General features: G+C 56.2%; 31 protein-coding genes. 19 read left to right on the forward strand and 12 right to left on the reverse strand.

Annotated elements, in window-relative coordinates; all coding sequences use genetic code 11:
* Positions 1–124 precede the first annotated feature (124 nt).
* The 7 genes from ACQAYK_RS03215 (at position 125) to ACQAYK_RS03245 (ending at position 7,119) form a co-directional block, all read left to right on the forward strand.
* Entirely contained in the window at positions 125–2,056 is a 1,932-nt protein-coding gene (locus tag ACQAYK_RS03215) for a glycosyltransferase (protein WP_483167852.1), read from the forward strand.
* The gene (locus ACQAYK_RS03220) at positions 2,053–3,264 is read left to right on the forward strand and encodes a glycosyltransferase (protein WP_483167853.1); all 1,212 of its coding nucleotides are present in this window, start codon (positions 2,053–2,055) and stop codon (positions 3,262–3,264) included. The genes ACQAYK_RS03215 and ACQAYK_RS03220 overlap by 4 nt, the downstream gene beginning before the upstream one ends.
* 9 nt (positions 3,265–3,273) lie before the next feature.
* Entirely contained in the window at positions 3,274–4,314 is a 1,041-nt protein-coding gene (gmd, locus tag ACQAYK_RS03225; RefSeq protein WP_483167854.1) for a GDP-mannose 4,6-dehydratase, read from the forward strand.
* An 11-nt stretch (positions 4,315–4,325) separates the two neighbouring features.
* Positions 4,326–5,222, forward strand: coding sequence for a GDP-mannose 4,6-dehydratase (locus tag ACQAYK_RS03230; RefSeq protein WP_483167855.1), 897 nt, complete (start codon positions 4,326–4,328; stop codon positions 5,220–5,222).
* 131 nt (positions 5,223–5,353) lie between these two features.
* Positions 5,354–5,599, forward strand: coding sequence for a type II toxin-antitoxin system Phd/YefM family antitoxin (locus ACQAYK_RS03235; protein ID WP_483167856.1), 246 nt, complete (start codon positions 5,354–5,356; stop codon positions 5,597–5,599).
* Positions 5,596–6,018 (forward strand): PIN domain-containing protein, encoded by a 423-nt coding sequence (locus ACQAYK_RS03240; RefSeq protein ID WP_483167857.1) that lies wholly within the window; start codon positions 5,596–5,598, stop codon positions 6,016–6,018. The genes ACQAYK_RS03235 and ACQAYK_RS03240 overlap by 4 nt, the downstream gene beginning before the upstream one ends.
* A gap of 51 nt (positions 6,019–6,069) precedes the next feature.
* Positions 6,070–7,119 carry a hypothetical protein gene (locus ACQAYK_RS03245; RefSeq protein WP_483167858.1) on the forward strand — a complete coding sequence of 350 codons (1,050 nt, stop codon included), beginning with the start codon at positions 6,070–6,072 and terminating at the stop codon, positions 7,117–7,119.
* Positions 7,120–7,179: 60 nt separating this feature from the next.
* Here the strand turns inward: ACQAYK_RS03245 and ACQAYK_RS03250 are convergent, their stop codons facing one another.
* Together ACQAYK_RS03250 and ACQAYK_RS03255 are read right to left on the reverse strand one after the other, a co-directional pair.
* Positions 7,180–7,497, reverse strand: a complete 318-nt coding sequence (locus tag ACQAYK_RS03250; protein WP_483167859.1) for a hypothetical protein — start codon at positions 7,495–7,497, stop codon at positions 7,180–7,182.
* Complete coding sequence (locus ACQAYK_RS03255) at positions 7,487–7,639, reverse strand: hypothetical protein (RefSeq protein WP_483167860.1); 153 nt, start codon at positions 7,637–7,639, stop codon at positions 7,487–7,489. The genes ACQAYK_RS03250 and ACQAYK_RS03255 overlap by 11 nt, the downstream gene beginning before the upstream one ends.
* Positions 7,640–7,683: 44 nt before the next feature.
* Here ACQAYK_RS03255 and brnA point away from each other — a divergent pair, with 44 nt between their 5' ends.
* Positions 7,684–7,905, forward strand: a complete 222-nt coding sequence (gene brnA / locus ACQAYK_RS03260; RefSeq protein WP_483167861.1) for a type II toxin-antitoxin system BrnA family antitoxin — start codon at positions 7,684–7,686, stop codon at positions 7,903–7,905.
* Between the two features lie 228 nt (positions 7,906–8,133).
* Here brnA and ACQAYK_RS03265 read toward each other — a convergent pair whose 3' ends face one another.
* Positions 8,134–8,541, reverse strand: coding sequence for a type II toxin-antitoxin system VapC family toxin (locus ACQAYK_RS03265; RefSeq protein WP_483167862.1), 408 nt, complete (start codon positions 8,539–8,541; stop codon positions 8,134–8,136).
* A complete protein-coding gene (locus ACQAYK_RS03270) occupies positions 8,541–8,783 on the reverse strand; it encodes a type II toxin-antitoxin system Phd/YefM family antitoxin (RefSeq protein WP_483167863.1) in 243 nt (80 codons plus the stop codon). The genes ACQAYK_RS03265 and ACQAYK_RS03270 overlap by 1 nt, the downstream gene beginning before the upstream one ends.
* A gap of 333 nt (positions 8,784–9,116) precedes the next feature.
* On the opposite strand from ACQAYK_RS03270, the gene ACQAYK_RS03275 reads away from it, so the two are divergent.
* From ACQAYK_RS03275 to ACQAYK_RS03290, 4 genes are all read left to right on the forward strand, one after another.
* Positions 9,117–9,353: an antitoxin gene (locus ACQAYK_RS03275; RefSeq protein ID WP_483167864.1), complete on the forward strand. Its 237-nt coding sequence runs from the start codon at positions 9,117–9,119 to the stop codon at positions 9,351–9,353.
* The gene (vapC, locus tag ACQAYK_RS03280; protein WP_483167865.1) at positions 9,353–9,745 is read left to right on the forward strand and encodes a type II toxin-antitoxin system tRNA(fMet)-specific endonuclease VapC; all 393 of its coding nucleotides are present in this window, start codon (positions 9,353–9,355) and stop codon (positions 9,743–9,745) included. The genes ACQAYK_RS03275 and vapC overlap by 1 nt, the downstream gene beginning before the upstream one ends.
* Before the next feature lie 253 nt (positions 9,746–9,998).
* The gene (locus ACQAYK_RS03285; RefSeq protein WP_483167866.1) at positions 9,999–10,274 is read left to right on the forward strand and encodes a type II toxin-antitoxin system TacA family antitoxin; all 276 of its coding nucleotides are present in this window, start codon (positions 9,999–10,001) and stop codon (positions 10,272–10,274) included.
* A complete protein-coding gene (locus tag ACQAYK_RS03290; protein ID WP_483167867.1) occupies positions 10,274–10,774 on the forward strand; it encodes a GNAT family N-acetyltransferase in 501 nt (166 codons plus the stop codon). Before ACQAYK_RS03285 ends, ACQAYK_RS03290 begins: the two co-directional genes overlap by 1 nt.
* Here ACQAYK_RS03290 and ACQAYK_RS03295 read toward each other — a convergent pair.
* Complete coding sequence (locus ACQAYK_RS03295) at positions 10,751–11,293, reverse strand: PD-(D/E)XK nuclease domain-containing protein (protein WP_483167868.1); 543 nt, start codon at positions 11,291–11,293, stop codon at positions 10,751–10,753. The genes ACQAYK_RS03290 and ACQAYK_RS03295 overlap by 24 nt on opposite strands.
* A 232-nt stretch (positions 11,294–11,525) precedes the next feature.
* On the opposite strand from ACQAYK_RS03295, the gene ACQAYK_RS03300 reads away from it, so the two are divergent.
* The 7 genes from ACQAYK_RS03300 (at position 11,526) to ACQAYK_RS03330 (ending at position 18,140) form a co-directional block, all read left to right on the forward strand.
* Positions 11,526–13,310, forward strand: a complete 1,785-nt coding sequence (locus ACQAYK_RS03300) for an HAD-IIIC family phosphatase (RefSeq protein ID WP_483167869.1) — start codon at positions 11,526–11,528, stop codon at positions 13,308–13,310.
* A gap of 112 nt (positions 13,311–13,422) precedes the next feature.
* The gene (locus ACQAYK_RS03305; protein WP_483167870.1) at positions 13,423–14,979 is read left to right on the forward strand and encodes a glycosyltransferase family 4 protein; all 1,557 of its coding nucleotides are present in this window, start codon (positions 13,423–13,425) and stop codon (positions 14,977–14,979) included.
* A gap of 112 nt (positions 14,980–15,091) precedes the next feature.
* Complete coding sequence (locus tag ACQAYK_RS03310) at positions 15,092–15,307, forward strand: AbrB/MazE/SpoVT family DNA-binding domain-containing protein (protein WP_483167871.1); 216 nt, start codon at positions 15,092–15,094, stop codon at positions 15,305–15,307.
* Positions 15,294–15,644, forward strand: coding sequence for a type II toxin-antitoxin system PemK/MazF family toxin (locus tag ACQAYK_RS03315; RefSeq protein WP_483167872.1), 351 nt, complete (start codon positions 15,294–15,296; stop codon positions 15,642–15,644). The genes ACQAYK_RS03310 and ACQAYK_RS03315 overlap by 14 nt, the downstream gene beginning before the upstream one ends.
* 275 nt (positions 15,645–15,919) lie before the next feature.
* A complete protein-coding gene (locus ACQAYK_RS03320; protein ID WP_483167873.1) occupies positions 15,920–16,459 on the forward strand; it encodes a universal stress protein in 540 nt (179 codons plus the stop codon).
* A 2-nt stretch (positions 16,460–16,461) separates the two neighbouring features.
* Positions 16,462–17,370, forward strand: a complete 909-nt coding sequence (locus ACQAYK_RS03325) for a sulfite exporter TauE/SafE family protein (protein ID WP_483167874.1) — start codon at positions 16,462–16,464, stop codon at positions 17,368–17,370.
* Positions 17,370–18,140, forward strand: a complete 771-nt coding sequence (locus ACQAYK_RS03330) for a TIGR02186 family protein (RefSeq protein WP_483167875.1) — start codon at positions 17,370–17,372, stop codon at positions 18,138–18,140. The genes ACQAYK_RS03325 and ACQAYK_RS03330 overlap by 1 nt, the downstream gene beginning before the upstream one ends.
* 58 nt (positions 18,141–18,198) lie before the next feature.
* Here the strand turns inward: ACQAYK_RS03330 and ACQAYK_RS03335 are convergent, their stop codons facing one another.
* The 7 genes from ACQAYK_RS03335 to purM all read right to left on the reverse strand — a co-directional run bounded on the left by ACQAYK_RS03335 (position 18,199) and on the right by purM (position 25,877).
* Entirely contained in the window at positions 18,199–18,681 is a 483-nt protein-coding gene (locus ACQAYK_RS03335) for a hypothetical protein (protein ID WP_483167876.1), read from the reverse strand.
* A 4-nt stretch (positions 18,682–18,685) separates the two neighbouring features.
* Positions 18,686–20,554, reverse strand: a complete 1,869-nt coding sequence (locus ACQAYK_RS03340; protein WP_483167877.1) for a chloride channel protein — start codon at positions 20,552–20,554, stop codon at positions 18,686–18,688.
* Complete coding sequence (locus ACQAYK_RS03345) at positions 20,551–21,936, reverse strand: MFS transporter (protein WP_483167878.1); 1,386 nt, start codon at positions 21,934–21,936, stop codon at positions 20,551–20,553. Before ACQAYK_RS03345 ends, ACQAYK_RS03340 begins: the two co-directional genes overlap by 4 nt.
* Before the next feature lie 71 nt (positions 21,937–22,007).
* Positions 22,008–23,417, reverse strand: coding sequence for a chloride channel protein (locus ACQAYK_RS03350; protein WP_483167879.1), 1,410 nt, complete (start codon positions 23,415–23,417; stop codon positions 22,008–22,010).
* Between the two features lie 21 nt (positions 23,418–23,438).
* Positions 23,439–24,194 carry a competence/damage-inducible protein A gene (locus tag ACQAYK_RS03355; RefSeq protein ID WP_483167880.1) on the reverse strand — a complete coding sequence of 252 codons (756 nt, stop codon included), beginning with the start codon at positions 24,192–24,194 and terminating at the stop codon, positions 23,439–23,441.
* On the reverse strand, positions 24,191–24,850 hold the full coding sequence (purN, locus tag ACQAYK_RS03360) for a phosphoribosylglycinamide formyltransferase (RefSeq protein ID WP_483167881.1): 660 nt from the start codon (positions 24,848–24,850) through the stop codon (positions 24,191–24,193). Before purN ends, ACQAYK_RS03355 begins: the two co-directional genes overlap by 4 nt.
* Entirely contained in the window at positions 24,843–25,877 is a 1,035-nt protein-coding gene (purM, locus tag ACQAYK_RS03365; RefSeq protein WP_483167882.1) for a phosphoribosylformylglycinamidine cyclo-ligase, read from the reverse strand. The genes purN and purM overlap by 8 nt, the downstream gene beginning before the upstream one ends.
* Between the last annotated feature and the right edge of the window lie 97 nt (positions 25,878–25,974).

Genomic DNA, 25,974 nt, shown 5'->3' on the forward strand with positions numbered 1-25,974 from the left:
TATGCCACCTGAATCGATCGATACTGTGACCTTGCTTGAACGCCCCTTTGCCGGGGTGATCTTTGTCGATGGGGTACCGGCCAATCAAACCCAACCGGATCCCCAACAGGACGCCTCCTGAACCATGTCAGCAACTCCTGGTACACCACTCTTGATGATAGCTCCGAAAACGCCGAGTATCAAAGATAAATCTTTCCACTTGTCTTTATCGGAAGAGGTAACATCCAACATGCCCATTCAAAACATTACAGAACTTCTCGCCCTTGATGGGCGCGTTTTTATAAGAGAAGCTTATCTCAACCTGTTGAATCGCGAACCCGATGAACATGGCCTTGCATATTACCTAGGTCGCCTTGCTCAGGGACATGGGAAGTCTGTCGTCATAGCACAAATTGCGAGATCAGTTGAATGCAATCGATTAAACGAAATTAAAGGGCTTAAAAAACTACTTGATGATGATAAGAGGTCTCGCAGCTGGCTTTTTAGGGTTTTTGGTAAAAAATCAAGAATAGAAAGCATTTTAGAGAGGAACAATGCCGTTCTAGGAAAAATTTCTGAATCATTGCAGTCGACAAACGCAGAACTGATAAATATATTTAAGGAACTAAATTCTGATCCAAACAAATACATCAGTTTAAAAGAAACAAATAGACAAGAAGAAATTAACGATTTTGATGACAAAACAGTCTATCACGAAGCCGCTAGTAGTGATCTATACCTACTAAGAAAAAAGTTGAAGGGACAACTATCAAAAATAAATAGTTCAAAAATAATATTTATTGACATCACAACTTTATTGAAATGGACAAGGCCGCCCGTAGGCATTGTCAGGACATTATTTGAGCTTGTACAATACTCCTTAAGGCAAACAGCAGAACAAGTCGAGTACTATACATTTAACAATACACGAGATCGTCTAAAATTAGTAGAACGGGATTTAGTCGAAAGCTTGCTCTACGTACTAGAAAACTCAACGCCAAATGATACATTTGGGAAAAAGGTGTTTGATATGGCAAAAGCCACATTAAACTTCACTTCAAATGAAAAGATTCATCCAATGTTGATTGCTCCGTATGAACACGATGCCCTAAGCCCATTATTTAATCCATCTAGACTACTTGCAAAAAGTATATTTTGCCCATTCCACGAATCAGATATAGTCATATCCATTGGCCTCGACTGGGAAAACTCGAATTACGAACTCCTCCATGGACTAAAACAGATTCACGGCTTCAAATTCATTGGGGCATTCTATGACGGCATTCCAATATCGAACCCCGAATACTTGCCAAACAAAAATTTTTGTGGCATGTTTTTTGATTATTTCTGTAAGCTTTCGGAGCTTTCTGATAAAATCTTCACAATATCTGATAAATCAAAAAAAGAATACCTCGAGATATTAAAAAAGGAAAAAATTCATGGCACAAAAAATATTAATTACATTCGACTTGGCGATCCAGAGTTAACAAATGATCAGTCAATAAGTCATATCAAGAGAAATATACGCAGGCCTTTTGTCATTTACGTAAGCACTATTGAAAAACGTAAAAACCATATTCTTTTGCTGCAAGTCTGGAAAGAATTGCATAAAAAATTAGGCGCAAATACCCCGATGCTAATTTGTATAGGCATGTGGGGTTGGGGAGTAGATGATGTCAAGAATGAATATCAATCGAATGAGGAGTTAAAAAGATTTGTGAAATTCTTCGATGATGTCAACAATGATGAATTGAAATGGTTTTATAAAAATGCACGTTTTGCCGTTTTTCCATCTCACAATGAAGGTTGGGGACTTGGAGCATCTGAATCACTTACGTATTCATTGCCGTGCATCACATCGTCGACGCCAGCCCTATTAGAGGCAACGCAGCATTTAATGCCATATTGTGACCCCAACGATCAAGAGCAATGGCTAAATACAATAGAAAAAATGACTATCGATGACGATTATATCCAATCGTTAAAAGAAATTGCACGAGAGCGATACGCACATCGAACATGGGAAAGCTTTTCCGAAGAACTCATCAAAATTTCTGTTGGTGGTGTTGAAAAATGAAAAAAATCATTCAGTTAACAACATATCCAGTAGCGCACCCCAGCCATGGAGGTCAGATTAGGGTTAACGCAATAAAAGAACAATTACAATCGTTCGGGAACATTGTATATCATTGCTCAATATCTGAAAGTGGCCACGAAGGGTACACAGAAGACGATTTAATCATTTCGAAAGAAGATATTGACTCTGTAGTGCAAACTCCTTTTTGTGGAGACTTGGCTACAGCACTGTTATGCCAAACCGGCGACTATTATAATTTTATTGAAAGAAAAATTAATAACTCAGGTGCTGATATAATAATGCTAGAACAGCCTTGGCTTTGGCCTGCAGTTAAAAAATATCTAACGCAGAGTCACGGGAAAAAGGATGTAAAAATTGTTTATTCGTCGCATAATATTGAGTATCAAACGAAAGAAAGTATATTCAGGAGTCATGGAATAGACGACGCCAAAGTTATTTCGGAAATTTATGAGCTGGAGAGTGATTTATGCAAAAATTGTGACTTAGCCTTAGCGGTATCAATTGGCGATGTTCACGAGTTGAGGTTGCTTGGATCGAATCAAGTCATTGTAGCTGCTAACGGTGTGCGGCCTTTGGAAATAGGCGAAGCTACGGATTTCTTGCTCGAGAAAGCCCTATTAGGTAGAAAATTTGCACTTTTTGTTGGTTCGGCATATCCGCCCAACGCGATGGGATTTTGGCGCATGTTTGGTCACTCGTTGTCTTTTTTGAAACAGGACGAATTAATCGTAATAGCTGGTGGAGTCTCAGATATAATCATGCCCTATGGCGAAATTGATTCTGGCATTCGCTTTCAGCACAATAAAAGCAAGATTGCATGTTTTGGAAAAATAGCTGAATACCAACTTAATCGACTTATTCGCGCATCTTCAGTAATTATATTGCCCATCACATCTGGAGGCGGTTCTAATCTCAAGACGGCCGAGGCAATAGCTTCATGCAGGCCTGTGGTAGCTACAAAGACTGCGTGCCGAGGTTTTGATGCCGATTTCATAAAAGAGTTATCAGACTTTTTCGTATGCCCTGATGATGACTTAGATTGTTTCGTTTCCGCTGTGTGCAACGCACTATCAGAGCCAAAATCCCATTTGAATATTTCAGCTGACGAAGTTGTCATGCGTGAGACTGTATTTTGGAAAAATACCCTTTCCAGCATACCAACTGCCATTAATTCTCTGTACTCTTAGGGTGGGATCATGAAGGATGCAATCGCCATTATTACCGGCATCACCGGCCAGGACGGCGCCTATCTGGCGCAATTACTTCTCGATAAGGGCTACACTGTTTATGGCACCTATCGCCGCACGAGTTCCGTCAACTTCTGGCGCCTGGAAGATCTTGGAGTTCGAGAACACGCCAATCTGCATTTGGTCGAATTCGACCTGACAGATATGGGGTCTGCAATTCGGCTACTGGAAAAAAGCGGCGCGACGGAAGTTTATAACCTCGCCGCCCAGAGCTTTGTGGGAGTGAGCTTCGACCAGCCGCACACCACGGCGCAGATCACCGGCATCGGTGCGCTTAACCTGCTCGAAGCCATTCGTGTGGTCAACCCGAAGATTCGTTACTACCAGGCGAGTACCTCGGAGATGTTCGGCAAGGTGCATGCCATTCCGCAGGATGAGGAAACCTTTTTTCATCCCCGCAGCCCCTATGGGGTGGCCAAGCTGTATGCGCACTGGATCACCGTGAACTACCGCGAGAGTTACGGCATCTTTGGCGCCAGCGGGATTTTGTTCAATCATGAGTCGCCGCTGCGTGGGCTGGAGTTTGTCACCCGCAAAATCACCGACGGCATCGCCAAAATCAAACTCGGCAGGCTCGACGTGCTGGAACTGGGCAACATGGACGCCAAGCGCGACTGGGGCTTTGCCAAGGAGTATGTCGAAGGCATGTGGCGCATGCTGCAGGCCGACGAGCCCGATACCTTCGTGCTTGCCACCAACCGTACCGAAACCGTGCGCGACTTTGTGACCATGGCGGCCAAGGCGGTCGATATGCAGATTGAGTGGCATGGCACGGGGGAGGAGGAGACTGGCATCGATGCTGCCTCGGGGAAAACCATCGTCCGCGTCAACCCCAAGTTCTACCGCCCTGCGGAGGTCGATTTGCTCATCGGCAATCCAGCCAGGGCCAAGGCCAAACTTGGCTGGGAGGCGAAGACTACGCTAGAAGAACTCTGCGCGATGATGATTGAAGCGGATTTGCAACGGGTTCAGTTGGGCGTTTCTTTTTGACGGGGGTTTCTATGGAAGCAGAGCAGCCGACTGTATTGATTACGGGACTGCACGGCTTCACCGGGTGCTATCTGGCGGAGCGCTTGCGCGCGCGGGGTGTGCGGGTCGTTGGGCTGGTGCAGCCGGGTACGACCGGGGAAGTTTCCTGCGACCTGACGGACGCCCAAGCCGTGCGCGCCGCCGTCCATGCCCTGCAGCCCACGCATGTGGCACACCTCGCGGCATTTTCCTTTGTGGGTCACGAGGACGTGCGGGGCATCTATGACGTCAATCTGCTGGGTACGCTGGATCTCCTTGAAGCCCTATCCACACTGCCAACACCACCGCAACGGATTCTCCTGGCGGGTTCGGCCAACATCTACGGTACGCCCAACATCGAGGTGATTGACGAATCCATTTGCCCGGCGCCGGTCAATCATTACGCCATCAGCAAACTGGCTATGGAGCTGATGGCGCGTAACTATGCCAGCCGCTTGCCCTTGGTTATCACCCGGCCATTCAACTATTCCGGGAGGGGACAGAGCGGGCGCTTCCTGATTCCCAAAATTGTCAGCCATGCGCTGCGTAAGGCGCCCTTCATCGAGCTGGGCAATCTGGATGTGAGCCGGGATTTTTCGGATGTGCGCGATGTAGCCGCCATCTACACGGCCTTGCTGCTCGATGCGCCCGACGCAGTGGGAAAGACCTTCAATATCTGTTCGGGGCAGGCGTATTCCCTGCGCGAGATATTGCAGATGGTGGAGGACATCAGCGGGCATTCCATGGAGGTGCGGGTCAACCCGGCCTTTGTGCGCTCCAACGAAGTGCCGCGCCTGCTGGGATCGAATGCGTTGCTGCGCCAGCATACGGGCCTGGCACCGCAAATTCCTCTGCACGAGACTCTGCGCTGGATGCTTGGGGTGGAGTGAGCGTTCTTTAGCTGTAAGCGTGCAGCCAACCTACTTGGTTGTCTGGGGTTGTTAAGTGGATACCCGTCCATTGACAACTCAAGTCAGACGACGGATTCTTCTGACCAGTCTGGCTAGATAGGGAGGTCATCATGCACACATGGCAACTACAAGAAGCGAAGAGCCGGTTCAGCGAGGTCGTGGACCTCACGCTGAAAGAGGGGCCACAACTCGTCACCCGACGCGGTAAAGAGGCTGTCGTCATCTTGGCGGCCAACGATTACCGTCGTCTAAGCGGGCAAACGACGAACTTGATGGATTGCCTACTCAATGCGCCGCGCGGCGAACCTCTGGTGATTGACCGTTCACGAGAGTCGATTCGGGACCTCGTTCTATGAGGTATTTGTTGGACACCTGCGTGCTCTCGGAGATGATCAAAAGCGCGCCAGACGCCAAGGTGATTCAGTGGTTCCAGGCGCGCAAACCCCATGAACTGCTCATCAGCTCGATGACCTGGGGTGAATTGCAACGGGGTGTCGTCAGACTGCCCCAATCCAAGCGCCGGTCGGAATTGACAGTTTGGCTGCAGCAGCTGGAAGCCGGCTTCGAAGACCGAATCTTGTCGTTTGACCAGCAGACTTCGGAAGTCTGGGCGCAAATGGTCGTGCTGGCCGAGGCACAAGGCAAATCCATGGCCGCCTTCGATTCGATCATCGCGGCCTCAGCACGTGCATGCGACTGCATACTGGTGACGCGCAACGTCCATGATTTCGCGCATGCCAATATCGACGTGTTCAACCCTTGGCAAGAAGGATGATGCGTGGCTCGTGTTACCATTGGGACTAATACTTCCGACACTGAAACATACATGAGCCGGGAGGCGATCTTCATTCATTCGCTGTGGCGCTCGGGGAGCACTTGGCTCTTTGACCGCTTCCGTCGCGCCGGGGATGCCTACTGGTGTTATCAGGAACCCTTTCATGAGGCGCTGGTGCAGTTGAACGGTGATCCTGATGCTCTGCTCGGTTTTGCCGACGAAACTGCCCGCTCCCTACGCCATCCGGCATTGACCCGACCATATTTCTGGGAATTCCATGCCCTGCGGGATGCCCTGCACGGTAAGTTCGCGCCCTGCATGAGCTATGCGTCTTTCTTCGACCCAAGCGTTTGTCCGGGCTTGCAGGACTATGTGCAGACCCTGATTGATGCCGCACCCAAGATGCCCGTATTGCAATGCTGCCGATCCTTTGGCCGGGTAGCCTACCTCCGGCAGACCCATGGCGGCGTGCATATCCATTTGTGGCGCGATGCAGCGAGTCAGTGGTTTTCCTATCAGATCAATGATTATTTCGACATTGTGAGTCTGCTGGTGCTGCAGGCCCGTAATCCCCCCGAGGTGTTGCTGCGCCTGCGGCAGGAGATCGGTGTGTCGGCCTTGGAGAGTGAGGACTTTGCGGCGGGGTATGAGCAAATGCGCCGGGTGTCGCTGGGTTGGGAGCAGCGCTATCTCGTGTTCTATGCCCTTTGGTTGTATAGCCTGATGCAGAACCATCCCCTCTGCACAATCGACATCAACCTCGACCGCCTGAGCGAGGATCGCGAATATGCCGAAACTGCCGCCACAGTACTGCAGCAGGCGGGGATCGAGGGTGTGGATCTTTCCTCTGCACGATCGCCGGTGATTTTTCTGGATAAAGCCGAACGGGAGAAGTTTCGGCGGATAGAACAGCGGGTTGAGCAGTTGTTTCTGGAGTGCGGAGTTTCTGAAGAGGTGTTGCAGCAGGCCGCCCAGCAACGCGAGCGCCATCTCCCCCGGCGGCGTCCTACTATTGCGGCATTGCGGCGCAATGCACAGCAAGCGCGAGAGATGGCTCTACGCTACGCAGACCGCCTTGCGGAAACGAGCCGAAAATTCTGAACCGTTTTTTCTCTATTTGCCGTAACCGTTCAAACCAGACCGCTATTGCCCAAGTCCCGGTTATTTGAGTCGTTTTTTGTCGGCGACCGGCTGTTGGGGCTGGACGGATCCGGCGTCCTTCACCGGCGAGAGGAGATGGGGTGGAACATTCCAGCTCCGGCCGTTGTCGGTGATCACGGTGACGGTCTTGCGGTTGTATTTGACCACCGTGCCCAGCAGGCGCCCGCCCTGGTAGGCAAAGCTGACGCGCTGGCCGGGAGTAAATCGCATCATCTCCATGTGTGCCTGCATCGATTCGAGCATTTTCAGACGCGCCACCACGCGCTGGTTGAGCTCCAGCAGTTCTTCGAAACTCAGGCCGTCGATGTTAACGGGCATGGTCGAGATCCAAGTATAGCGGGGTTGCCGCAAGGAATGGCTCTAGGCACAGTGCGTCATATTTCTGCATCTTGCGCTTGTCGATGAATCCGGGGCGATGCAGATCGCTGGCCGATTCGGGAACAGTTTCAAAGGATGGCATCGCTGAGCCCCGTATTGCGTATCCATCGCTGGAAGTAGCGGGTTTTGAATACTCAAATCATCACAGAACCATTGTGTCATTTGGTGGCGTGGGATGTCTACTCCAAAGCCCGACAGCCAGGATTGCAGCCACGTCGTATGAATGTGGATTTTCCGGAGTGGATGATTGAAGCGATGGACAAAGAGGCCAAGCGTTTGGGCGTGACTCGCCAGTCAATCATTAAAGTGTGGATCGCGGAACGTCTTGAGAAGGCTCAAGCCCATTGAAGCACGAAGGCCCCCAGGGTTTCCCCTGGAGGCCTTGGCATCCACCGCCGCCGATCGGTGGTGAAGTTTGTCGCCGCGCCTTTTGGGCGTAGACTCCCATTGTTGTCGCGTTACCCCAATGCAACGACAGAGCGGTCATGTTCGGATAAGCGCCTTCAACACGGAAGAACGCCGCTCAGCGAGTGGTTACGGAGGGAAAACCTCTGACGACTTGCCAGCAATGGTGGCTTAAGTGTCCCAGGGGATAACGCACACCAGAGGGCTGTAGGCTGCCAGTGCTTTGTCCGTGGTAAGCAGTTGCGCAGGCAAGCCCATGGCTTGCGCGACGAGGAGGCGATCAAAAGGATCCTTGTGGTGCCAGAGCAATGTTGGTAACACGAAAGTATGGGCACTTTCGATAAGGAGCTCCGTAAAACCAGTTTCCTGGGCCAGGAGACAAACATCCCGTGGTGGAATGGTAAAGTCAGGACGCCCCAGCGAGCATTTAATGGCAATCTCCCACAGGCTTGCGGCGCTGAAAAACACCTCGTTCGAAGGATCTGCCAGAACCTGTTGTGTAGTGCTTGGGAGGCGCTCCGGAGCAAAGAGACCCGCTAGCAGGACATTCGTGTCGAGCAGGATGCGCGAGGTTGCCATCAATCCTCTGGACCTGGAAACATCGCCTCGATCTCGGTTTGCGCAAAGTGATCAAACTGCTCTGGCATGGGGAAACGACCTTTTCCCAATCCCAACTTTCGGGGTTGCAAGGAAGCGGCAAGTGGCACCAGTCGTGCCACTGGCTTTCCAGCCCGCGCGATGATGATCTCCTCCCCCGATGCAGCCTGGTCCACATAGCGGGAGAACTGCGTTTTTGCTTCATGGATGTTGACAGTAGTCATTCGAGGAATCTCCCAAAAACTATCGGACTAATGCTAGTCCATTCGCTAATGAGGTACAACTGCCGCGACCCGCTTGCCGCGTTGTGTAGTGATAGCAATATTCTTATATTGGTTTCAACGTCAGAAATCTGCCGGACGAGGTGCCACCGCGATACTGGCTCGGGCACAAAATACCTTCTGGCTAAGGCCGCTGGCCTCCTGTTCATCGATCAGTACAGCCGTAACTGCTCGCTCGTTTGGACGGTTATGTGGCAAAGATGGTGGACGCACCATTGATTTCTTGCGGTTTGGTATCTACCATTGATATTCATCGCAGATAGGATGGGGTACTAGATGGACACCGCTCGCATATTTCAATCTGGTCGAAGCCAGGCAGTGCGCCTACCGAAAAGCTATCGGTTCGCAGGGAAGGAGGTCATCGTCCGCCACTTCGGTGCTGGCGTACTGCTGCTGCCGCTTGACCGCTCCTGGGATATGCTTGAAGCCGGATTGGCAGAGTTTGAACCGGATTTTGTTATGGATCGTGCACAACCATCTAATCAGGACAGAACGCTGATTGCGGGTTCCTGATGCATTTGCTCGACACCAATATCTGTATCTACATCATCAACGTCCGTCCACCACAAGTGCTCGCGAAATTTCGCGAGCATCCTTCAGGAACAGTCGCTATATCCACGGTTACAGCCTGCGAATTGGCCTTTGGGGTAGCCAAAAGCCAGTCCGAGCGTAATCACCGTGCGCTCCAGATGTTCATGGCCCCTTTGGAGATTTTGCCGTTCGATGAATCTGTTGTGTGGCAATACGCTCAGGTACGGTCAGATCTTGAGCGGCAGGGGCAGCCCATTGGGGCATTGGACATGATGATTGCGGCACACGCTCTGGCGCTTGGCGCTATTCTGGTTACCAATAATACCAAAGAATTCTCCCGTGTAGCCGAGTTAAAAATAGAGAACTGGGCGTAACAGGAAAACCTATCACAGGCTGTACGCTTACAATTGACACGCTGCAGGTATGTATATACAAGTTCGCCGCGCATGCCTATGCGCTCGGCCTCACGCTAGTGACGGACATCACGCGCGAATTCAGCCGCATTCGTGGCCTCAATGTAGAGAATTGGTTGGAAAAATAGTCAATCGTCCATAAGGCGCTGAGCACAACTTGCCTGTGTACGCACAAATGGCGCACAATGCTACGGGCAATCATCAGGAGCCTGCTATGCCAACCATTGTTAAGGATACCCGCTTGCACATCCGCTGCGATCAGGAGGTTCGACGACTGCTCGACAAAGCAGCGGCCTACAGTCATATGAGTGTGTCCGAATTCGTGCTTCGCAACGCCGTCGAACAGGCACGATCGGTGGTGCAGACGTTCGAGTCCATCCCCCTGTCTCGGGAAGATTTCGCAGCTTTTCTGGACGCATTGGATGTACCGGCCACTCCCAATTCGGCCTTGCAGCGCGCGTTTGTGCGCCACGCCAAGCATGTGCGCTGATGGACTACGGGATTCGTCCGCTGGATGACGAGGCGGACACCAGCGGATTTGCCTGTGGGGAAGCGGCGCTCGATGAATATCTGCGGCACTATGCCCGTCAGGATATCAAGCGCGGCGTGGCGCGTGTTTTTGTGGCCTCATCGCTGGAGGCGTCGCGGGTGCTCGCCGGCTTTTACACCCTGAGTGCCGCCGGCGTTGCGGCAAACACACTGCCTGAGGATTGGCGCAAGAAGCTCCCGCGTTATCCGGTGCCGGTTGCGTTGATCGGCCGATTGGCCGTGAGCCGACAGTACCAGCGGCAGGGTCTGGGGTCGATCCTTCTGGTGGATGCTTGCAAGCGCGTTGTTGCCGCCAGCCAAACGCTGGCGGTCGCAGCCATTGTGGTGGATGCGAAATCCGCGCAGGCGGCGGCGTTCTACCAGCACTTCGGCTTTGTCGAGTTGCCCGGCCAGCCCGGTCGCTGGATGTTGCCACGTTCACACTTTGTGGCTTTGACTTGAGCTGAACGTGGATGACTTCGTCTGCCAGCTGACGATCCGGCGCGCTTTGTGCGAGAACTCCACGCCGACTTCGATGACCTGCTCGATGCCCGGAGTGCCGCGATACTTGGCGGCGTAGTCCCTGGCCTGGAGTTGTGCCAGCGCGCTGTTGGTGCCCTGACTGGCTTCGTGGGTGTCATCGACCACCTTGAATTCGAAGACCCAGGCGGTGCCGCCATGTTTGACGGTCAGATCGCACTGGCCTTCGTTCATGACATCCTCGGCGATGATTTCCACCCCTAGGCTGGCCAGGTGGCTATAGCAGACACTGGCAAAGTAGCCCTCGTAGCGGGCGATGGGATTGTTGCGGTACCAATCGTGCGGGATGGAGGCAAACAGACGCGCGAAGTGTGCCTGGAGGGCGGCGTCGCCTTTGGCCAGCTGTGCAATCCAGGGGGGGTTGTCGACGTAGTAGCAGTCTTCCTCGCGGAGCTTGGCGAAGGTCTGGATGCCGATGGGCAGTTGGCTGCGGGCGCTCATGTGCGGAAGACTCCGGAGCCTGAGGAGAAAACTCCTACATTCTGCAAGAACTTCGCAGTACTTTCTATGCTCGATGCTTGGCTCTTGCTACCATTAGGCCTAACAATTCTGACACTGGGACATAAATGAGCCGGGAGGTGATCTTCATTCATTCGCTGCGGCGTTTTGGGAGTACCTGGCTCTTCGAGCGCTTTCGTCGCGGCGATGGCCTTGCCGAGGCGAAACGGGAAGAATGAAGCGTTTCTTGCCCAGCGTTTCCTGGACGGCTGTGGGTCTTCGTGGCCAATCCAAGACTTCCACAAGCCATCAAGCCTTTCTCGCTGCCCTGGAGCAAGGTGACAAGCCGAGCCGAGCTTTTTCTTTACTCCTTTGGGGAGGCTGCATCGCGGAAGCGCTGGCCCGCGGAGCGCTCCCGGATTGGCAGGTGGAGCACGTTCTCTATCAGTCGGGTTTACATGAGCGTCCACAAATCCCCGTCGGGAAGTCCTATGATGCGCTGATCCTCGCGCTTTCGTTTCGCACGGTGATGGGGCAGGCGGCGCAACGCCTGTTGGGTTTCCATGACGCGGATCTGCTGGCCTTGCGTTCTTTGCCAGCAGAGGAGTCTTTGCCGGTTGCCAAGGAAATATTGCAGGAGCTCCTGCAAAATGTCTCGGAAGGTGTAGATGGTCGCTTCCCGGTTTTGCTGCCCTCTTTTGTTGAGCCACCGCCGAGCGAAACCGGCCTCTTTCAGGCTCGCGGTCCCCAAAGTCTCTATCGCATGGCACGTGATCTGAACGATCACTTGGCCGCGACTGCGACTGACCAGAATGGGGTTTTCTATCTGGAAACCAACGATCTTTTGCGTCGCCACGGAGATCTGCGGATTTACGATGGCTATGATCTTTGCTTTGCCCACGCCGGCCTGCGCCACACGAAAAAAAGCGCTTTTTACTCTGCACTATTTGCACGTATCGAATTGATGCTGGAGGCATTGGCAACGGATCGACAGCAGCCCGTCAAGGCAATCATCACCGATCTGGACAATACCCTGTGGAAAGGGGTGCTGGCGGAGATGGATGAGGTCGTCCCTGGAGATCATACCGAGGGCTGGCCAATTGGCTATGCCGAAGCACTGCTGACCTGCAAGCGGCGAGGCATTGTGCTGGCCATCTGTTCCAAGAACGATGACGCGCAAACCCGCGTCAATTTCGACAAGGTCTGGTATGGGCGGCTGCGGCTGGATGATTTTGCCAGTATCCGCATCAACTGGCGGCCCAAGTCGGAGAACATCCGCGAGATTCTGGCGGAACTCAACATCCTGCCCGAGCATGCCCTGTTCATTGACGACAATCCGTTGGAGATTGCCGAGGTGCAGCGCGCCTTTCCCCAGATGCGTACCCTGAGCGGTGATCCACACCGATGGCGCATGGAGCTGATATACGGCGTTCCCACGCAGGTTCCCCGGCTGAGCGAAGAGGCGGCGCGGCGCACCGAGTTGTTACAGGCAAAAGTCCAACGTGAGCAGATGGCGGCCACGGCAACGGATCGCGAGGGCTACCTGCGGGACTTGCAACTCCGGGCGGAGATTCGCTCGATTACTGTCGATGACAAGTCTTTTGATCGTGCCCTGGAACTCATCAATCGGACCAATCAGTTCAACACCACTGGGCAGCGATGGACCGCTGCGGAGCTGCGGCAATTTCAGGAAGCGGGTGGACGGCTGTGGATCTTGCGCGCGGCAGATCGTTTTGCCGAACATGGCATTGTTGGCGTCGCGTTGTTGCAGTCAGGACGCTTGCGGCAGATGGTACTTTCCTGCCGGGTCTTTGGCCTGGGATTGGAGGATGCCTTTCTGGCGTACCTATTGACCGAGAAGGCCAGCCCTGAGTCGCTGTGGGCCAATTGGCAGGATACGGGTCGCAATGCCACTGCGCGCCAGTTTCTGGAACGCCAGTTTGCACCGGAGGAGGACGGCGAGTCCTGGGTGCTGCACACCGCCCCGGAGTGGCCGGGGCATATTAGCGGTTCGGCTTGAGGGATTTGCTTTGCTCATTGGTCATGATAGCTGACATACCGTTATCATCAGCTCACAATTTGCCGTCTAAGCAGGTGATCATTTGAACGACTCTTCTCCTCTCGCTGTTTGGATGGAATTGCGTCCCGCTCTGGACGGCTTTTACGGCATTCCCCAGGAAACCCGTTTGCTGTTTAGCGCGCTTGCAGGCCTGGATCATTTAGATTTGGTCGGCTTTCTGCAGTTGTCCAAGCGTCGCCTGCGCGGTGGTGTGTATGGTCGTTCTGCGGGCGATACGGGTGATCAGATTCAGCGCTCTTCGCAGGTGCTGGTGTCACTCAAGGGGCAAACCGCCTTCGACTGGAAAAGCACCGTTGCCGAGTGGCTGCAGGAGCAGGGCGCGGACCTGCGCCTGCGCTGGCGGACCTGGTTGAGTGGCCACATTGCCGTGGGGCAGTTTGATGGCGGACCCTTTGCGGATTATCTATGGCAGGAGTTATTTGGCCGGAGCTTGCCGGCCTCCGAGCGTGAGCGGGTGCTACGGCACAGTCGCTATCGTGTCTGTGCTGAGCCCTGGCGCTGGATGCATCTGGCTGGAATCGAGCGGGCACAGGTGCTGGGCCGCTCTCGCTATCCGCGCGTTGATACCCGTGGGGCAAACGTGCTCATTGCACAAACGCCTTTTCCCGGACGGGTAAGGCGCGGAACGGAGCTGGTGGTGCATTATCACGACGCCATCCCGGTGCTTATGCCCCATACCATCTCCGACCGTGCCTTCCATCAGGCCAGCCACTACCATGCGCTGGCGGCCAACGTGAGAGATGGGGCGTGGTTTGCCTGTGTGTCCGAAACTACCCGGCAGGATCTCTTGCGCCTCTTTCCCGCCGCCGAGGAGCGCTCTGCTACCCTATATAATATGATCCCGTCGCATTATCGGCCAACCGAGCCGGAGCCTGAGCGAATCCCCGGTATCGTCCGCCGCTACAGTCATGTCGAGTTTGTGGGTAAAAGCAAGGCGCCTTCGTCTGGGGTTTCAGGGAAAAAGCCGCTAAAAAGCTGGGTGTTGCATCGTCGTTTTGGCTCGGAGGAGGCGCGGGCGGAGTTTCTGCAGCGCACCCTGGGGTCCGGTGCACGGTTTCTGCTGATGGTGTCCACCATCGAGCCGCGTAAGAATCACGCACGCTTGCTGGCGGCCTGGGAGGCGCTGCATGCCGAAGATCCGGAGCTGCGCCTGATTCTGGTGGGGCATATTGGCTGGGACTACGAGCAGGCGCTGGACGCCATGCTGCCCTGGGTGGAGGAGGGAAGCCTTTTTCTTCTGCAAAATGTACCGAGCGACAACTTGCGCCTGCTCTTTCGCCAAGCCCTGGTAACGGTCTGCCCGAGCGTGGGCGAGGGATTTGATTTTTCCGGCATCGAGGCCATGCGCTGTGGTGGCGTGACGGTGGCGTCCGACATCCCAGTGCACCGCGAAGTCTATGGCGAGGCCACGGAGTACTTCGATCCCTATGACACCGCCAGCTTAGTCGCTGCCCTGCGCCCGTTGCTTTATGGGAGTGAGGCGGAGGCGCGACGGGAGGCCCTGCGCGCCGAGGGAATTCACCATAGCGAACGCTACCTGCCCGAACGCATCCTACCCCAGTGGGAAGCGTTCCTGCAGCGAGTGGTTTCCCGTGGGCGGGCGTCGTAGTGCCGTAATCGCGGAATTTGGACTAACGACGTGGCAATACAGTTCGTTGCGCATAGTAAGGATAATCCTTACTATGTAGTCGTAAGAGAGTTTGACGAGGTTTCGGGCAAATATGATCACGAGCAAGTTGACCAGCAAAGCACAAACTACCATCCCGCAGGCGGTTCGATTGGCATTACACGTCCAGGAGGGCGATGAAATTGCCTATCATATCCAGGACGGTCGAGTAATCTTGACGAAGGCAAGGTCTGCGGTGGATGAGGATCCCTTCGCGCTGTTCTCGGAATGGGATAGTGACGCAGACAGGCGGGCATATGGACAGCTGTAAAGCCTGGGATGTGGTGAAGGTGCCTTTTCCTTACACCAACCGCCCGGTGCAACTATATCGTCCGGCCTTGGTTGTTGCGGCCATCTATGGCAGCAACTCGCCCCATCTGTTATGGGTGCTCATGATTACCAGTGCGGAAAATCGGGGATGGGCTGGTGATGTCAGTATTTCTGATCTCGAGAGCGCAGGATTGCCGGCACCCTCCGTGATACGTACGGCAAAAATCGCGACGATCGATCAGGATAAGGCAGAGGCGCTTGGGCATTTGTCCTTGCCAGATCGCCAGCAGGTCGCAGACAGGGTTCGCAAACACTTCGTGGCCATGACCAGAGAATAGACCCCCCGATTGTACCAGCGTTGTACCTCGGCTCGATTCAGAGGCCGACCTGCCTCGTCCAGATCCGCCTCGGAATAACCACAGATGAGACCGGAGAAGATGGAAACCTTGCTGAACTTGGACACCCCGGTGCGGAAGACTCCGGAGCCTGATGAAAATACTCCTGATTTTGCAAGAAGTTCTGTGGTGAGGGAAGGGCGGGAAGAGGCGCAAGGTCGACAGTTGCTCCATGGTTTCGGTATGATTCGGCGCAAAATCTTTCGGTGGGGGCACAGATGGCAGAACATTTGATACTGGCGGCCGTAGATGGCTCGCAAAATGCTCTGGTGGCTGCGGGCGCGGCGGCACGCTTTGCGAGCCTGCTTTCCGGACACCTGGGACTGGTGACGGTCCTGCAGGTGCCTCGGGCGCCAATGGGCTTTGGCAGTGGCGTGTTTTCGGGGGGGCTTCGGGATCGATTGCTGGAGGAAGCGCGCGCCGAGGCGGAAAAGAATCTGCAGGGAGTTGCCGAACGCATTCATGAGGCCTGTGGGCTGGGGATGCCGGAATATTTCATCGCAGTCGGTGCCCCCGAAGTCGAGATCCCGAAAATTGTCGCAGCCAACGAGGGCGTGATCATGGTGGTTGTCGGCCGCCAGGGCTTCGGCACCGAGGGCAAGCCGCGTGGGCTCCCACATGCTTTGGGAAATCTTGGCGCCAAGCTCAGTTTGAGTCTGAAGGTGCCGGTGCTCACGGTGCCCGCCGACGCTCCAGAGTGGCAGATCTGCCCGGGCATCGAGAAACTGCGATCTGAAGTTCGCGACGAGGAGGCCTGAACGTGGATCTCTACCTGCCCATTGCCCACATGGATATCAACATCGCCATGATCGTGGGCTTTGGCTTGATCGTTGGCTTCCTCTCCGGCCTCACAGGAGTGGGCGGTGGATTTCTGATTACCCCACTGTTGATTTTTGTTGGCGTGCCGCCACTGATTGCGGTGGGTACCGGCGCAGCGCAGATCGTTGGTGCCTCGGCGGTGGGCAGTTATGCCCACTGGCGACTGGGAAATGTCGATATGCGCATGGCCATCGTCCTGCTGATTGGGAGTTGGACGGGTGGTCTGCTGGGTGTGCATGTCGCAAAAATTCTCGAACAGAGCGGACATTTTGGACTGGTGGTTTCCTTCCTCTACGTGGGACTCCTGGGCTTCATCGGTATTTCCATGCTGATCGAGGCGCTGATGGCCGTGCGCGGCAAGAAAAAGACCAAACCGGTACAGGAGAAGAAGTCATCCTGGGTGGATCGTCTGCCATGGCAGATGGATTTTCCCGTCTCCGGCTTACGTACCACTATTCTGCTGCCTCTAGTCTTGGGGGTTGCCGTGGGTGTGCTCACGGCGCTGATGGGTGTGGGCGGTGGCTTCGTCATGGTTCCGATCATGTTGTACGTGCTCAAGATGCCGACCAAGGTTGTAGTCGGTACGTCCTTGTTCCAGCTGCTCTTCACCACCGCAGAGGTTGGGATCTTGCAAGCCGGCATGAATCATGCGGTTGACCCCTACCTTGCGTTGGCGCTGGTCATTGGCTCGATTTTTGGTACCCAGTTCGGCGCCCGTCTGGGCGCGCGTATGCCCGGTGAGCAGCTCCGCCTCGTCCTCGCCTTGGTGGTGGTGGCCGTGGCGGTAAAGATGGGGCTGGGTCTGGTCATTCCCCCAGAGCATATCTTCCAGGTAACCCAGGTGCTCTGATGCAGAAAAAGTTCTTACAGATTTGTTTGTTTGCCTGCCCATTGCTGCTGCCGCTGGCGGTACCAGTGGCCGCCCAGGCATCCGTGCATGCACCCAATGTGGTCCTCGGTACGGGTACGGACAAGGTGGATGTCACCAGTCGCTTCCGTGGTCGCGACATCCTCGTATTCGGTGCCCTTTCTCATCCAGGTGCGGTGATTGCAGTGCTCCGCTCGCCGGACAGTGCGGTCGCAGTGACCCGCAAGGCGCAGATGGGACCCATCTGGATAACCGGGAAGAAGGTGACCGTGAGCGAGTTCCCTGGAGTCTTGCTCATCGACTCTTCGGCGCCGTTGGACAAAATTCTTCCTGCGGCCGAGCGGGACGCATTGGGACTCGATCCGCGTGGAATTCTGGAAAAGGCAAAGTACGAACCAGAACCCCTTGATAAAAATGCCTGGGAGTCCGCGGTCATCGCGGCTAAGGAGCGGCAAGGAACGTTTCGAGTACGTTCAGAGAGCGTGACGATTCAGGATGGTCGGCTATTTTCCACCCATCTGCATCTGCCCGCTTCGCTTCCTTTGGGAACCTACGAACTCGACGTGTATCTGGTGGATCACGGTAAACTTCTTGCGCAAAGCGAGCAGAAAATCGATGTGCAGCAGGTCGGTCTGGAAGAGTGGATTGCCGATTACGCCGAGCATCAGCCTTGGCTCTATGGTGTCGTCCTGACTCTGATCCTGGCATTCCTGGGGTTGGGCCTGGGCATTGTCATGCAGCGCAAAAGCTGAGGAATTTGGCACAGGGCAAATAGGGGTAGTCGCTTGGCTGGCTCAGGAAGATGCCGGTTTATCCTTCACCGCTGGGGATGGGTCCGAGACTCGGACGTAGCTGCAGGCTGCGCAGCTTCCAGGCGGAGTGTCTGGCCCGTAACTGCGCGTCGAGTTGGGTGCGAATCTGCTCGGCGAGGCGCTCCTGCGCCGCAGAGTCCTTTGGCAGTGCTGCCAGCTGCGGAAAGCGCAGAAAAATATTGCCAATGATTTCCTGCTCTGCCGGGCCGTCAAGAGAAGGAGGCGATTCTCCAGGTGGACCCTCCAGCTCTGCCAGGGGATGAATCTGCAACGCCAGTTCCCGACCGTTGCGACGCACGGCGGAGCCATAGCTGCCGAGGGCGACGGTCTGCGTATGAAAACGTACCGGTTTTGCGGTACTGCTCTGCGGCGCTATTTTCTCGCTTTTTTGCGGTTGCGCTGTCAGGTAGAGAAACGCCCCCACGGCCAGAGCCGCAGCCACAATGCCGATACCCCAACCGCCTGCTTTCTTTTTTGCCATGTCGTTAGGGCTTCATTTCCGGGTGCAGAAGCAACACGGGAAGGCTGGTGTCGGCGAGGATGTCTTCGCTGGTAACCATTGCCGAAACACTGGAATGATGTTGCGGGGTTTCTCCATCCTCACTGAGTAAGGCAATCTCCGCGCCACTGCTGCGAAACGCAGCCACCAGTTCGTAAAGCTGCACGTCACGGCGGAGCAGGATCCAGTCGGTACTGGCGAGCTCCAGCAGGGGGGTTTCTTCGGGCAGGTTGCGCCGCCCGAGGATTTCATGCACTCGGTGCGAGGCGATGGCAGCTACCGGTTTCCCATCTCGAACCAAGAGGATGTGCGGCAGGCGCGGATAGCGCCGCAGCAGACGATGGAGATCCTTGAGCAAGCGATGGTCGTGCAGACGTAACAGCGGGGTTTCGACCAGACTGCTCGCCGAACGCATCAGGTACAGGTTGCTGTGCCGTGCTTCCGGGATGTAGTGCCCACGCCGCAGCAGCTTCAGGGTATAGATGCTGTCCCGGGTGACCATGCGACGAATACCGAAGGCAATGGACGCCACCAGAATCAGGGGGATGATGATGTGATAGTCATTGGTCATTTCAAAGATCATGACCGCCCCAGTCACTGCCGCTCCGGTAGAGGACGCGACCATTCCCGCCATTCCCAGCGCCGCGCCGGTAGCGATATGCATGTGCAGACCGGGGAAGAGCGAGTTGAGTGCCAAAATACAGGCGGTACCCAGCAATGCCCCGACAAAGAGAGAGGGAGAAAATACGCCGCCAGAGCCACCGGCAGCGAGGGTGGTGCTGAAACTCACAATCTTCAGCAGGACCAACAGGAGCAGGAATCCAGGATTGAGCAGGACACCGTCGAGCACGTCCTGGATGGAGGCGTAGCCAACGCCTTCCACATAGTATTTGCCGCTGAAAAGGAAGATGAGCCAGATGGTGACACCAACAGCCGCCATTCCGACCACGGCGCGCAGATAGGCATTGGGCAGAATGTGCTCAAGGAAGTCCTCGGTCCAGTAGAGCATGCGGGTAAAGAACAGGCCAATCCCACCGACAATGATCCCCAGCAGCGCAAAGACCAGATAGTTGCGGATATCCATGTGCGCAGTTTTGGCAATGATATCCGGTGGAATGATGAAAGATGGGAAGTTGCCCAGCAGCAGGCGCGAGATCAGGGTCGCGGTGCCCGTGGCAATCATGACTGGAACCAGGGTACGGGCGCTGATTTCCACCAGCATCAGCTCTACGGCAAAGAGAACGCCGCCAACCGGGGTGTTGAAGGTGGCAGCGATACCAGCCCCCGCGCCGGCGGCGATCAGGCCCAGGCGCTGCCACTCCGGCAGGTGCAGCCAGCCCGAGAGACTCGAGCCAAAGGCGGCACCGATTTGGATGATGGGCCCCTCGCGTCCCACCGAGCCGCCACTCCCGATGGTGATGGCGGATGCCAGGGCCTTGACGATGACCACCGCCGGGCGGATGACCCCCGCTTTGTAATAGATGGCATCCATCACTTCGGGGACCCCATGTCCCTTGGCCTCCGGCGCGAAGCTGCGTACCAGCCAGACGACAATCAGCCCGCCAACGACAGGTGCGAGAATGATCCCGGCTCCCCAGCTGCTCGGCTCCGCATGCTGCAACGCGTTGAATGCGAAACTTGCTCGACCATAGAAAAAAAGGTTGTGCATCAGGCCAATAAGGCGACGAAAGACGACTGCGCCGAGGCCAGCGATGACGCCGACAAAAATGGCCAACAGGAAATGAAAAAAGGGATTGCGACGCACTTTGCGCCAGCGACTGCGGAGGGCTCCGGTGTCGCTGTTGCTCCCTTCCTCCATGGGAGCGGCACCGGACTCTACGGCAAGCTCACTCACGCCGGTTGTGCCCCAAGAAGGGAGAGAGCCTGGTCCTCAGCGAAAATTTTACTGTCGACCTTGCAATAGATGGCGCCCTCGTCGGGGAAGACGGCTACCTCCGCAACCCCGGGGAGGGCGAGAAGTCTCTGCTCCAATCCCCCATCGGGATTTGCTGGCAGGGTAAAGATGCGGGTGGCGAGATAGCGCGGACGCTGCATGCCCAGGGCGATCAGCAGCCATAGGACAAAAATGCCGGTCACCACCCAAAAGATGACGCTGTAATTGCGAGCCTCCGGAGCATAGAGCAGGCCGCCAAGGAGGCCACCACAGAATGCGCCGAGAAACTCGGAGGAGGTGTAGACCCCGGTTGCCGTTCCTTTCGCGCCGGCGTGGCTGAACTTGGCAATCAGAGAAGGCAGACTGGCCTCGAGGACATTGAAGCCGACAAAAAAGAGGAAGAGGGCGATAGCGATCATGATTAGGCTGTGGTAGGAAACTGCCATCAGAATCCCCGCAACGATCAGCAAGCCGATGGCGAAAAGGAAGATCTCCTTCAATTTGCGCTTGGCCTCACCGACGGCAATCAGCGGCACCATGAACAGAAAAGAGAGCAGCATGACCGGCAGATACAGGGTCCATTGATCCGAGAGCGACAGCAAAGGGTGGCGTGGATCGACCAGTACCAAAGGCAAGACGACAAAGATCGCGGTCAAGCCGGAGTGCAATGCAAAAATGCCAAAGTCGAGACGCAATAGATTCCGATCCCGCAGCACGGTCCGCAACATGGCCGGATTCAGTTCGGCATCCCGGTGGAATTTTGCAGGGCTGCTGGGAATGACGAGATACAGGACGGCAATGGCAACGAGCGCTAGGACTGCAGTCAGCCAAAAAATTCCGGAAACGCCGATGAAATGGGCCAGAGGCGCTGACAGGACCAGGGAGATGCTGAAACTGATCCCGATGGTGATGCCAATGACCGCCATTGCCTTGGTCCAGCGCTCCTCGCGTACGAGATCCGCGGTGAGGGCAATGATTGCCGCCGCCACCGCGCCCGCTCCCTGAATGATTCGGCCAATGAGCAGGCCGTCGATGCTGCTGGCCAAGGCCGCAACCACACTGCCGATGGCAAAAATCAGGAGACCAATGGCGATGATGGGTTTGCGGCCGATGCGATCCGAGAGTTTGCCAAAAGGAATTTGCAGAATGGCCTGGGTGAGGCCGTAGGCGCCCAGCGCGATGCCGATCAGCGCGGGATGATTTGCCGCACCGCGCAGACCGTGTGCGTACACCGAAAATACGGGTAACACCAGAAACAAGCCCAGCAATCGAAGTCCAAAAATGCCAGCCAAGGAGAAGACAGCGCGCTTTTCGCGGCGGTCGAGAGCGGATTTTACGGACATTGCGACTCCTACGGAATGTGGATTATGCGTGTGCCAGAAATATACCGCATCTCGCCCGGGGGCCGCAAAAATCAGCCCTTTTCCTGCTTTCCCGTTCCCTCGACGACATAGTGGTTCTCCGGTACATCCAGCCCGTGCCGGCGCAAGGGCAGGGTGTAGATGCTGGCGCCCAGCAGCATGCGGCGAATGGCAAAAGCGGTAACCGAGGTCAGCATGGCTGGCAGCAGGGCTTCGTAACTGCCCGTCAGTTCGACGGCCATGACCGGGGCGCTCAATAACGCGCCGGTGCTCGCGGCTACCATGCCGGCCATGCCGCAGAGTGCGAGTAGGCCGACGAGCTTGGCGGGTAGGATCTGCCAATGCAGCAGGAGTAGGCCGTACAAGGCACCCGTGCCCGCACCGATGAAGAGCGAAGGCGAGAAGATGCCACCAGATCCTCCCGAACCAATGGTCAGACTGGTCGCCAGCAGCTTGAGCAATAGCAGGAGCAACAGGATGCCCCAGGCACTGATCTCTCCGCGCAGAATATCGCCGATACCCGCGTAGCTACCACCAATCAGGTAGTAGTGACCGGTCCAGGCAAAACAGAGCAATAGCAAAAGGCCAACCAGGAACATTCCCAAGGCATGGCGGAGATAGGGGTTGCGCAGGAACATCTCGCTGTACTGCGTGATCGCCGTCAGGCTGGCGATGAAGAGAATCGCCGCAAGCGCGTTGATGGCGCCGAGGATAACGAAGAGGGGAAGATCCGCGGCCTTGTTGACGAGGGTACTGGTCACCGCCGGGAGGAGATGGAAGTTTCCGAAGACCAGCTCGGTGATTTGGCTTGCGCCAATGGTTGCGACCAGCGTCGAGAGAATCGTCCATGGGCGCCAGTCTGGAACGATGATTTCCATGGCCAGAAACCAGCCACCCAGGGGGGCATTGAAGACCGCGGCGATACCGGCCCCCACGCCACAACCAAGAAGATGAATGCGGCGGTGCGCAGGCATGGTGAAGACGGCGTCCAGCCATGCGGTAATGGCGGCGCCAAACTGCATGGCTGGCCCTTCGCGTCCTGCCGAACCGCCAGTCCCGACCGTGATGGCCGTCGCCAGAGGGCGCAACAATGCGATGCTGCGCGCCATTCGGCCCTCGCGTGTGTAGGCCGCCTCGATCACTTGGCTGACACCAGCGCCCTGGACGGCCGTTCCGTATTTACGGGCCAGAAAAATTACCAGTAGACCGCCCAGGGTGGGAACCAGGGGCAAGGCCCAGCCCCAGGGGGACTGTGGAGTGTGCAGGTGTGCTCGGTCGTGGAAATCGAAAATATTCAGGATGGCGACATTGTGAATGAAGGCAACGAGGTAGTGAAAAACGATGTCACCAACCCCGGTCAACACGCCGATAATGGCACCCAAGAGAGCGAGTAGGGGGCCTTCACCAAAAGCGCCGTGTTCGGGGTGCCAGAAATGCCATTCACTCTTCTGTCCCACGTCCATAGCGATGTCAGATGACTACCTTCATGGCAATTGCGGCTCTTGTAGCCATTCCCAAGGCACGCCGCGTCGTTCGAGCTCGCTCGCCAGCATCTGCCAGGCGGCGCGCAGCGCTGCGGCCTCGCCGCGCAGACCGAGTTCGATTTGCGTACCCGTTGCCGCGAAGCTGGGCAGGCTGGAAAATTCCACTTGCGCGTGTTCTGCGCAGAAGCGTTCCATGAAGTCGACCCAGTCGCTTTCTTTTTGCTCCCGCAGGAGGATCCGCAATTGTAAGGCCGGGGCGCGCAGCGGGAAATCGCGTTCCAGAACCCATTGCGTCATGGGCTCTGCCATCTGCGGAAAGCCGGGGAAAAAATAGCCCTGACGCAGCTGAAAGCCAGGGATCTGATTGACGGGGTTGGGGATGATGCTGGCGCCTTTGGGCAAGTCTGCCATGCGGATGCGGATGGGCTCGGCCCCGACGCCAAACCGCTCGCGAATCAGGTGCGCGGCTTCGGGGTGTCGCTCCACGGGCAGATCCAACGCTGCCGCGGCGGCCGCCCGCGTCAGGTCATCAGGAGTGGCGCCCAGGCCACCGAAGGAGAAAAAGGGGCATTCCTGTGCAAAGGCCCAGCGATATTGGCTGATCAGATCCTCCCAGCGGTCTGCCAGTAAGAGGCTCCAGGCCAGTTCATAGCCGCGATCCAGCGCCTGCTCGCGACTACGGGCAAAGTGGCGATCCTCCCGCTTGCCGAGCAGAATCTCCGAGCCGACGATGATGATACCCAGACGCGTTGTCATGTTTGCCTCTGTGGATTGATGCCGGCAAGGTCCGGGCTCTGGTAGGCCTGCCGCCAGAGCGTCTGCCCCTGCTGCAGGACGCAGTCACCACGCAGCAGATGCCCCAGGGCCTGCGGGTAGAGCTGGTGCTCCAGCGCCAGCACGCGCGCGGACAGGCTTTCCGGGGTGTCGTCGCTGCGCACGGGCAGGACGCCCTGAGCGATGATGGGCCCGGCGTCCAGTTCTGGCGTGACGAAGTGTACGGTTGCTCCATGCCAGCGAACCCCGGCCTGTAAGGCCTGCTGATGGGTGTGCAAGCCCGGAAAGGCGGGCAGCAGGGAGGGGTGGATATTGATCAGGCGTCCCAGATAGCGCTGCACGAAAGCATCGGTCAGTTGACGCATGAAGCCCGCCAGGACGACCCAGTCCGGATGGTGGATGTCGATGGCTGCGGCAAGGGCGCGGTCGAAATCCGCGCGCGTAGAAAAATTTTTGTGGGCAATGACTTCCGTAGCGAGGCCGGCATCGCGAGACCATGCCAGCCCTGCGGCATCCGCCCGATTGCTGATGACGGCACCGATCCGGGCTGGGATCTGGCCACTGACACAGGCCTGCTGAATGGCCCGCAGGTTGCTGCCGCGCCCGGAAATCAGCAGCACCAGGCGTTGTTCAGTCAAGATAGACGACTCCGCTGGACTTTCGCGCCTCCAGACGACCGATGCAGTAGGCCGCGTGCCCGCTGGCAACAAGGTTCTCGATGGCCGCGTCGCGCTGTTCCCAGGGAACGCTGGCGACCATGCCAATGCCGAGATTGAAAACACGGCGCATTTCTGTGGTGTCTACCTCGCCTTGTTCCTGCAGCCAAGTGAAGATGGCGGGTTGCGGCCAGCTCTTGGGATCGATGACTGCGGCCAGTTCTTTGGGCAGGGAGCGCGGTAGATTTTCAGTCAAGCCACCGCCGGTAATATGCGCCAAAGCGTGAATCTCGACCACGCTGCGCAAGGACTGAATGGCCCGCACATAGATTTGCGTTGGACGCAGAAGCTGGTCGATGAGCGGCTCACCGCCCAGCTGCAGATGCTGGTGGGCACCTGCCCGCACCAGAATCTTGCGGACGAGGGAGTAGCCATTGCTGTGGGGTCCGGAAGAGGCGATCCCCACCAGTGCATCGCCGGCGCGACAGCGACTGCCATCGAGAATGGCATCGCGTTCGACGATACCCACGGCAAAGCCCGCCAGATCATAGTGATCGTTGGGATACATGCCCGGCATTTCCGCAGTCTCGCCGCCTAGCAAAGCACATCCGGCCTGTCGACAACCCTCGGCAATGCCGGCAATGACCTGCTCGGCGACTTCGACATCGAGTTTGCTACACGCGTAATAGTCCAGGAACCAGAGCGGTTCGGCACCCGAGACGAGAATGTCGTTGACACACATGGCCACCAGATCGATGCCGATGCCGTCGTGCTGCTTCGCCTCCAGGGCCAAGAGCAACTTGGTACCAACGCCGTCGGTACCGGAGACCAGAACCGGCTGCCGATAGCCAGGGGGGAGCGCGAAAAGGCCACCAAAGCCGCCCAGGCCACCCAGCACCTCGGGACGTTGGGTGGCGTTGGCGAGCGGTTTGATGCGGTCCACCAAACGGTTGCCGGCATCGATATCCACGCCAGCTTGCTGATAGGTCAGGGGGTCTTTGGGGTTCACGTCAGGCTCCTGGAGACGAATGGTAGGATGGTACGAAGCCACTGCGTTCGCGGCAAGCCAAAAAAAACCCGCAGCAGGCTGCGGGTTTCGTGCCGGA

It is taken from the genome of Acidithiobacillus sp. AC3 (genome assembly GCF_050261095.1).
Classification (GTDB): domain Bacteria; phylum Pseudomonadota; class Gammaproteobacteria; order Acidithiobacillales; family Acidithiobacillaceae; genus Igneacidithiobacillus; species Igneacidithiobacillus copahuensis.

Excerpts from the sequence above, each read along its gene's own strand:
- ACQAYK_RS03215 (WP_483167852.1), top strand. The coding sequence starts at position 125 with ATGTCAGCAACTCCTGGTACACCACTCTTGATGATAGCTCCGAAAACG.
- ACQAYK_RS03220 (WP_483167853.1), top strand. The coding sequence starts at position 2,053 with ATGAAAAAAATCATTCAGTTAACAACATATCCAGTAGCGCACCCCAGC.
- gmd (WP_483167854.1), top strand. The coding sequence starts at position 3,274 with ATGAAGGATGCAATCGCCATTATTACCGGCATCACCGGCCAGGACGGC.
- ACQAYK_RS03230 (WP_483167855.1), top strand. The coding sequence starts at position 4,326 with ATGGAAGCAGAGCAGCCGACTGTATTGATTACGGGACTGCACGGCTTC.
- ACQAYK_RS03235 (WP_483167856.1), top strand. The coding sequence starts at position 5,354 with ATGCACACATGGCAACTACAAGAAGCGAAGAGCCGGTTCAGCGAGGTC.
- ACQAYK_RS03240 (WP_483167857.1), top strand. The coding sequence starts at position 5,596 with ATGAGGTATTTGTTGGACACCTGCGTGCTCTCGGAGATGATCAAAAGC.
- ACQAYK_RS03245 (WP_483167858.1), top strand. The coding sequence starts at position 6,070 with ATGAGCCGGGAGGCGATCTTCATTCATTCGCTGTGGCGCTCGGGGAGC.
- ACQAYK_RS03250 (WP_483167859.1), bottom strand. The coding sequence starts at position 7,497 with ATGCCCGTTAACATCGACGGCCTGAGTTTCGAAGAACTGCTGGAGCTC.
- ACQAYK_RS03255 (WP_483167860.1), bottom strand. The coding sequence starts at position 7,639 with ATGCCATCCTTTGAAACTGTTCCCGAATCGGCCAGCGATCTGCATCGC.
- ACQAYK_RS03265 (WP_483167862.1), bottom strand. The coding sequence starts at position 8,541 with ATGGCAACCTCGCGCATCCTGCTCGACACGAATGTCCTGCTAGCGGGT.
- ACQAYK_RS03270 (WP_483167863.1), bottom strand. The coding sequence starts at position 8,783 with ATGACTACTGTCAACATCCATGAAGCAAAAACGCAGTTCTCCCGCTAT.
- ACQAYK_RS03275 (WP_483167864.1), top strand. The coding sequence starts at position 9,117 with ATGGACACCGCTCGCATATTTCAATCTGGTCGAAGCCAGGCAGTGCGC.
- vapC (WP_483167865.1), top strand. The coding sequence starts at position 9,353 with ATGCATTTGCTCGACACCAATATCTGTATCTACATCATCAACGTCCGT.
- ACQAYK_RS03285 (WP_483167866.1), top strand. The coding sequence starts at position 9,999 with ATGCCAACCATTGTTAAGGATACCCGCTTGCACATCCGCTGCGATCAG.
- ACQAYK_RS03290 (WP_483167867.1), top strand. The coding sequence starts at position 10,274 with ATGGACTACGGGATTCGTCCGCTGGATGACGAGGCGGACACCAGCGGA.
- ACQAYK_RS03295 (WP_483167868.1), bottom strand. The coding sequence starts at position 11,293 with ATGAGCGCCCGCAGCCAACTGCCCATCGGCATCCAGACCTTCGCCAAG.
- ACQAYK_RS03300 (WP_483167869.1), top strand. The coding sequence starts at position 11,526 with ATGAAGCGTTTCTTGCCCAGCGTTTCCTGGACGGCTGTGGGTCTTCGT.
- ACQAYK_RS03305 (WP_483167870.1), top strand. The coding sequence starts at position 13,423 with ATGGAATTGCGTCCCGCTCTGGACGGCTTTTACGGCATTCCCCAGGAA.
- ACQAYK_RS03310 (WP_483167871.1), top strand. The coding sequence starts at position 15,092 with ATGATCACGAGCAAGTTGACCAGCAAAGCACAAACTACCATCCCGCAG.
- ACQAYK_RS03315 (WP_483167872.1), top strand. The coding sequence starts at position 15,294 with ATGGACAGCTGTAAAGCCTGGGATGTGGTGAAGGTGCCTTTTCCTTAC.
- ACQAYK_RS03320 (WP_483167873.1), top strand. The coding sequence starts at position 15,920 with ATGGCAGAACATTTGATACTGGCGGCCGTAGATGGCTCGCAAAATGCT.
- ACQAYK_RS03330 (WP_483167875.1), top strand. The coding sequence starts at position 17,370 with ATGCAGAAAAAGTTCTTACAGATTTGTTTGTTTGCCTGCCCATTGCTG.
- ACQAYK_RS03335 (WP_483167876.1), bottom strand. The coding sequence starts at position 18,681 with ATGGCAAAAAAGAAAGCAGGCGGTTGGGGTATCGGCATTGTGGCTGCG.
- ACQAYK_RS03345 (WP_483167878.1), bottom strand. The coding sequence starts at position 21,936 with ATGTCCGTAAAATCCGCTCTCGACCGCCGCGAAAAGCGCGCTGTCTTC.
- ACQAYK_RS03350 (WP_483167879.1), bottom strand. The coding sequence starts at position 23,417 with ATGGACGTGGGACAGAAGAGTGAATGGCATTTCTGGCACCCCGAACAC.
- ACQAYK_RS03355 (WP_483167880.1), bottom strand. The coding sequence starts at position 24,194 with ATGACAACGCGTCTGGGTATCATCATCGTCGGCTCGGAGATTCTGCTC.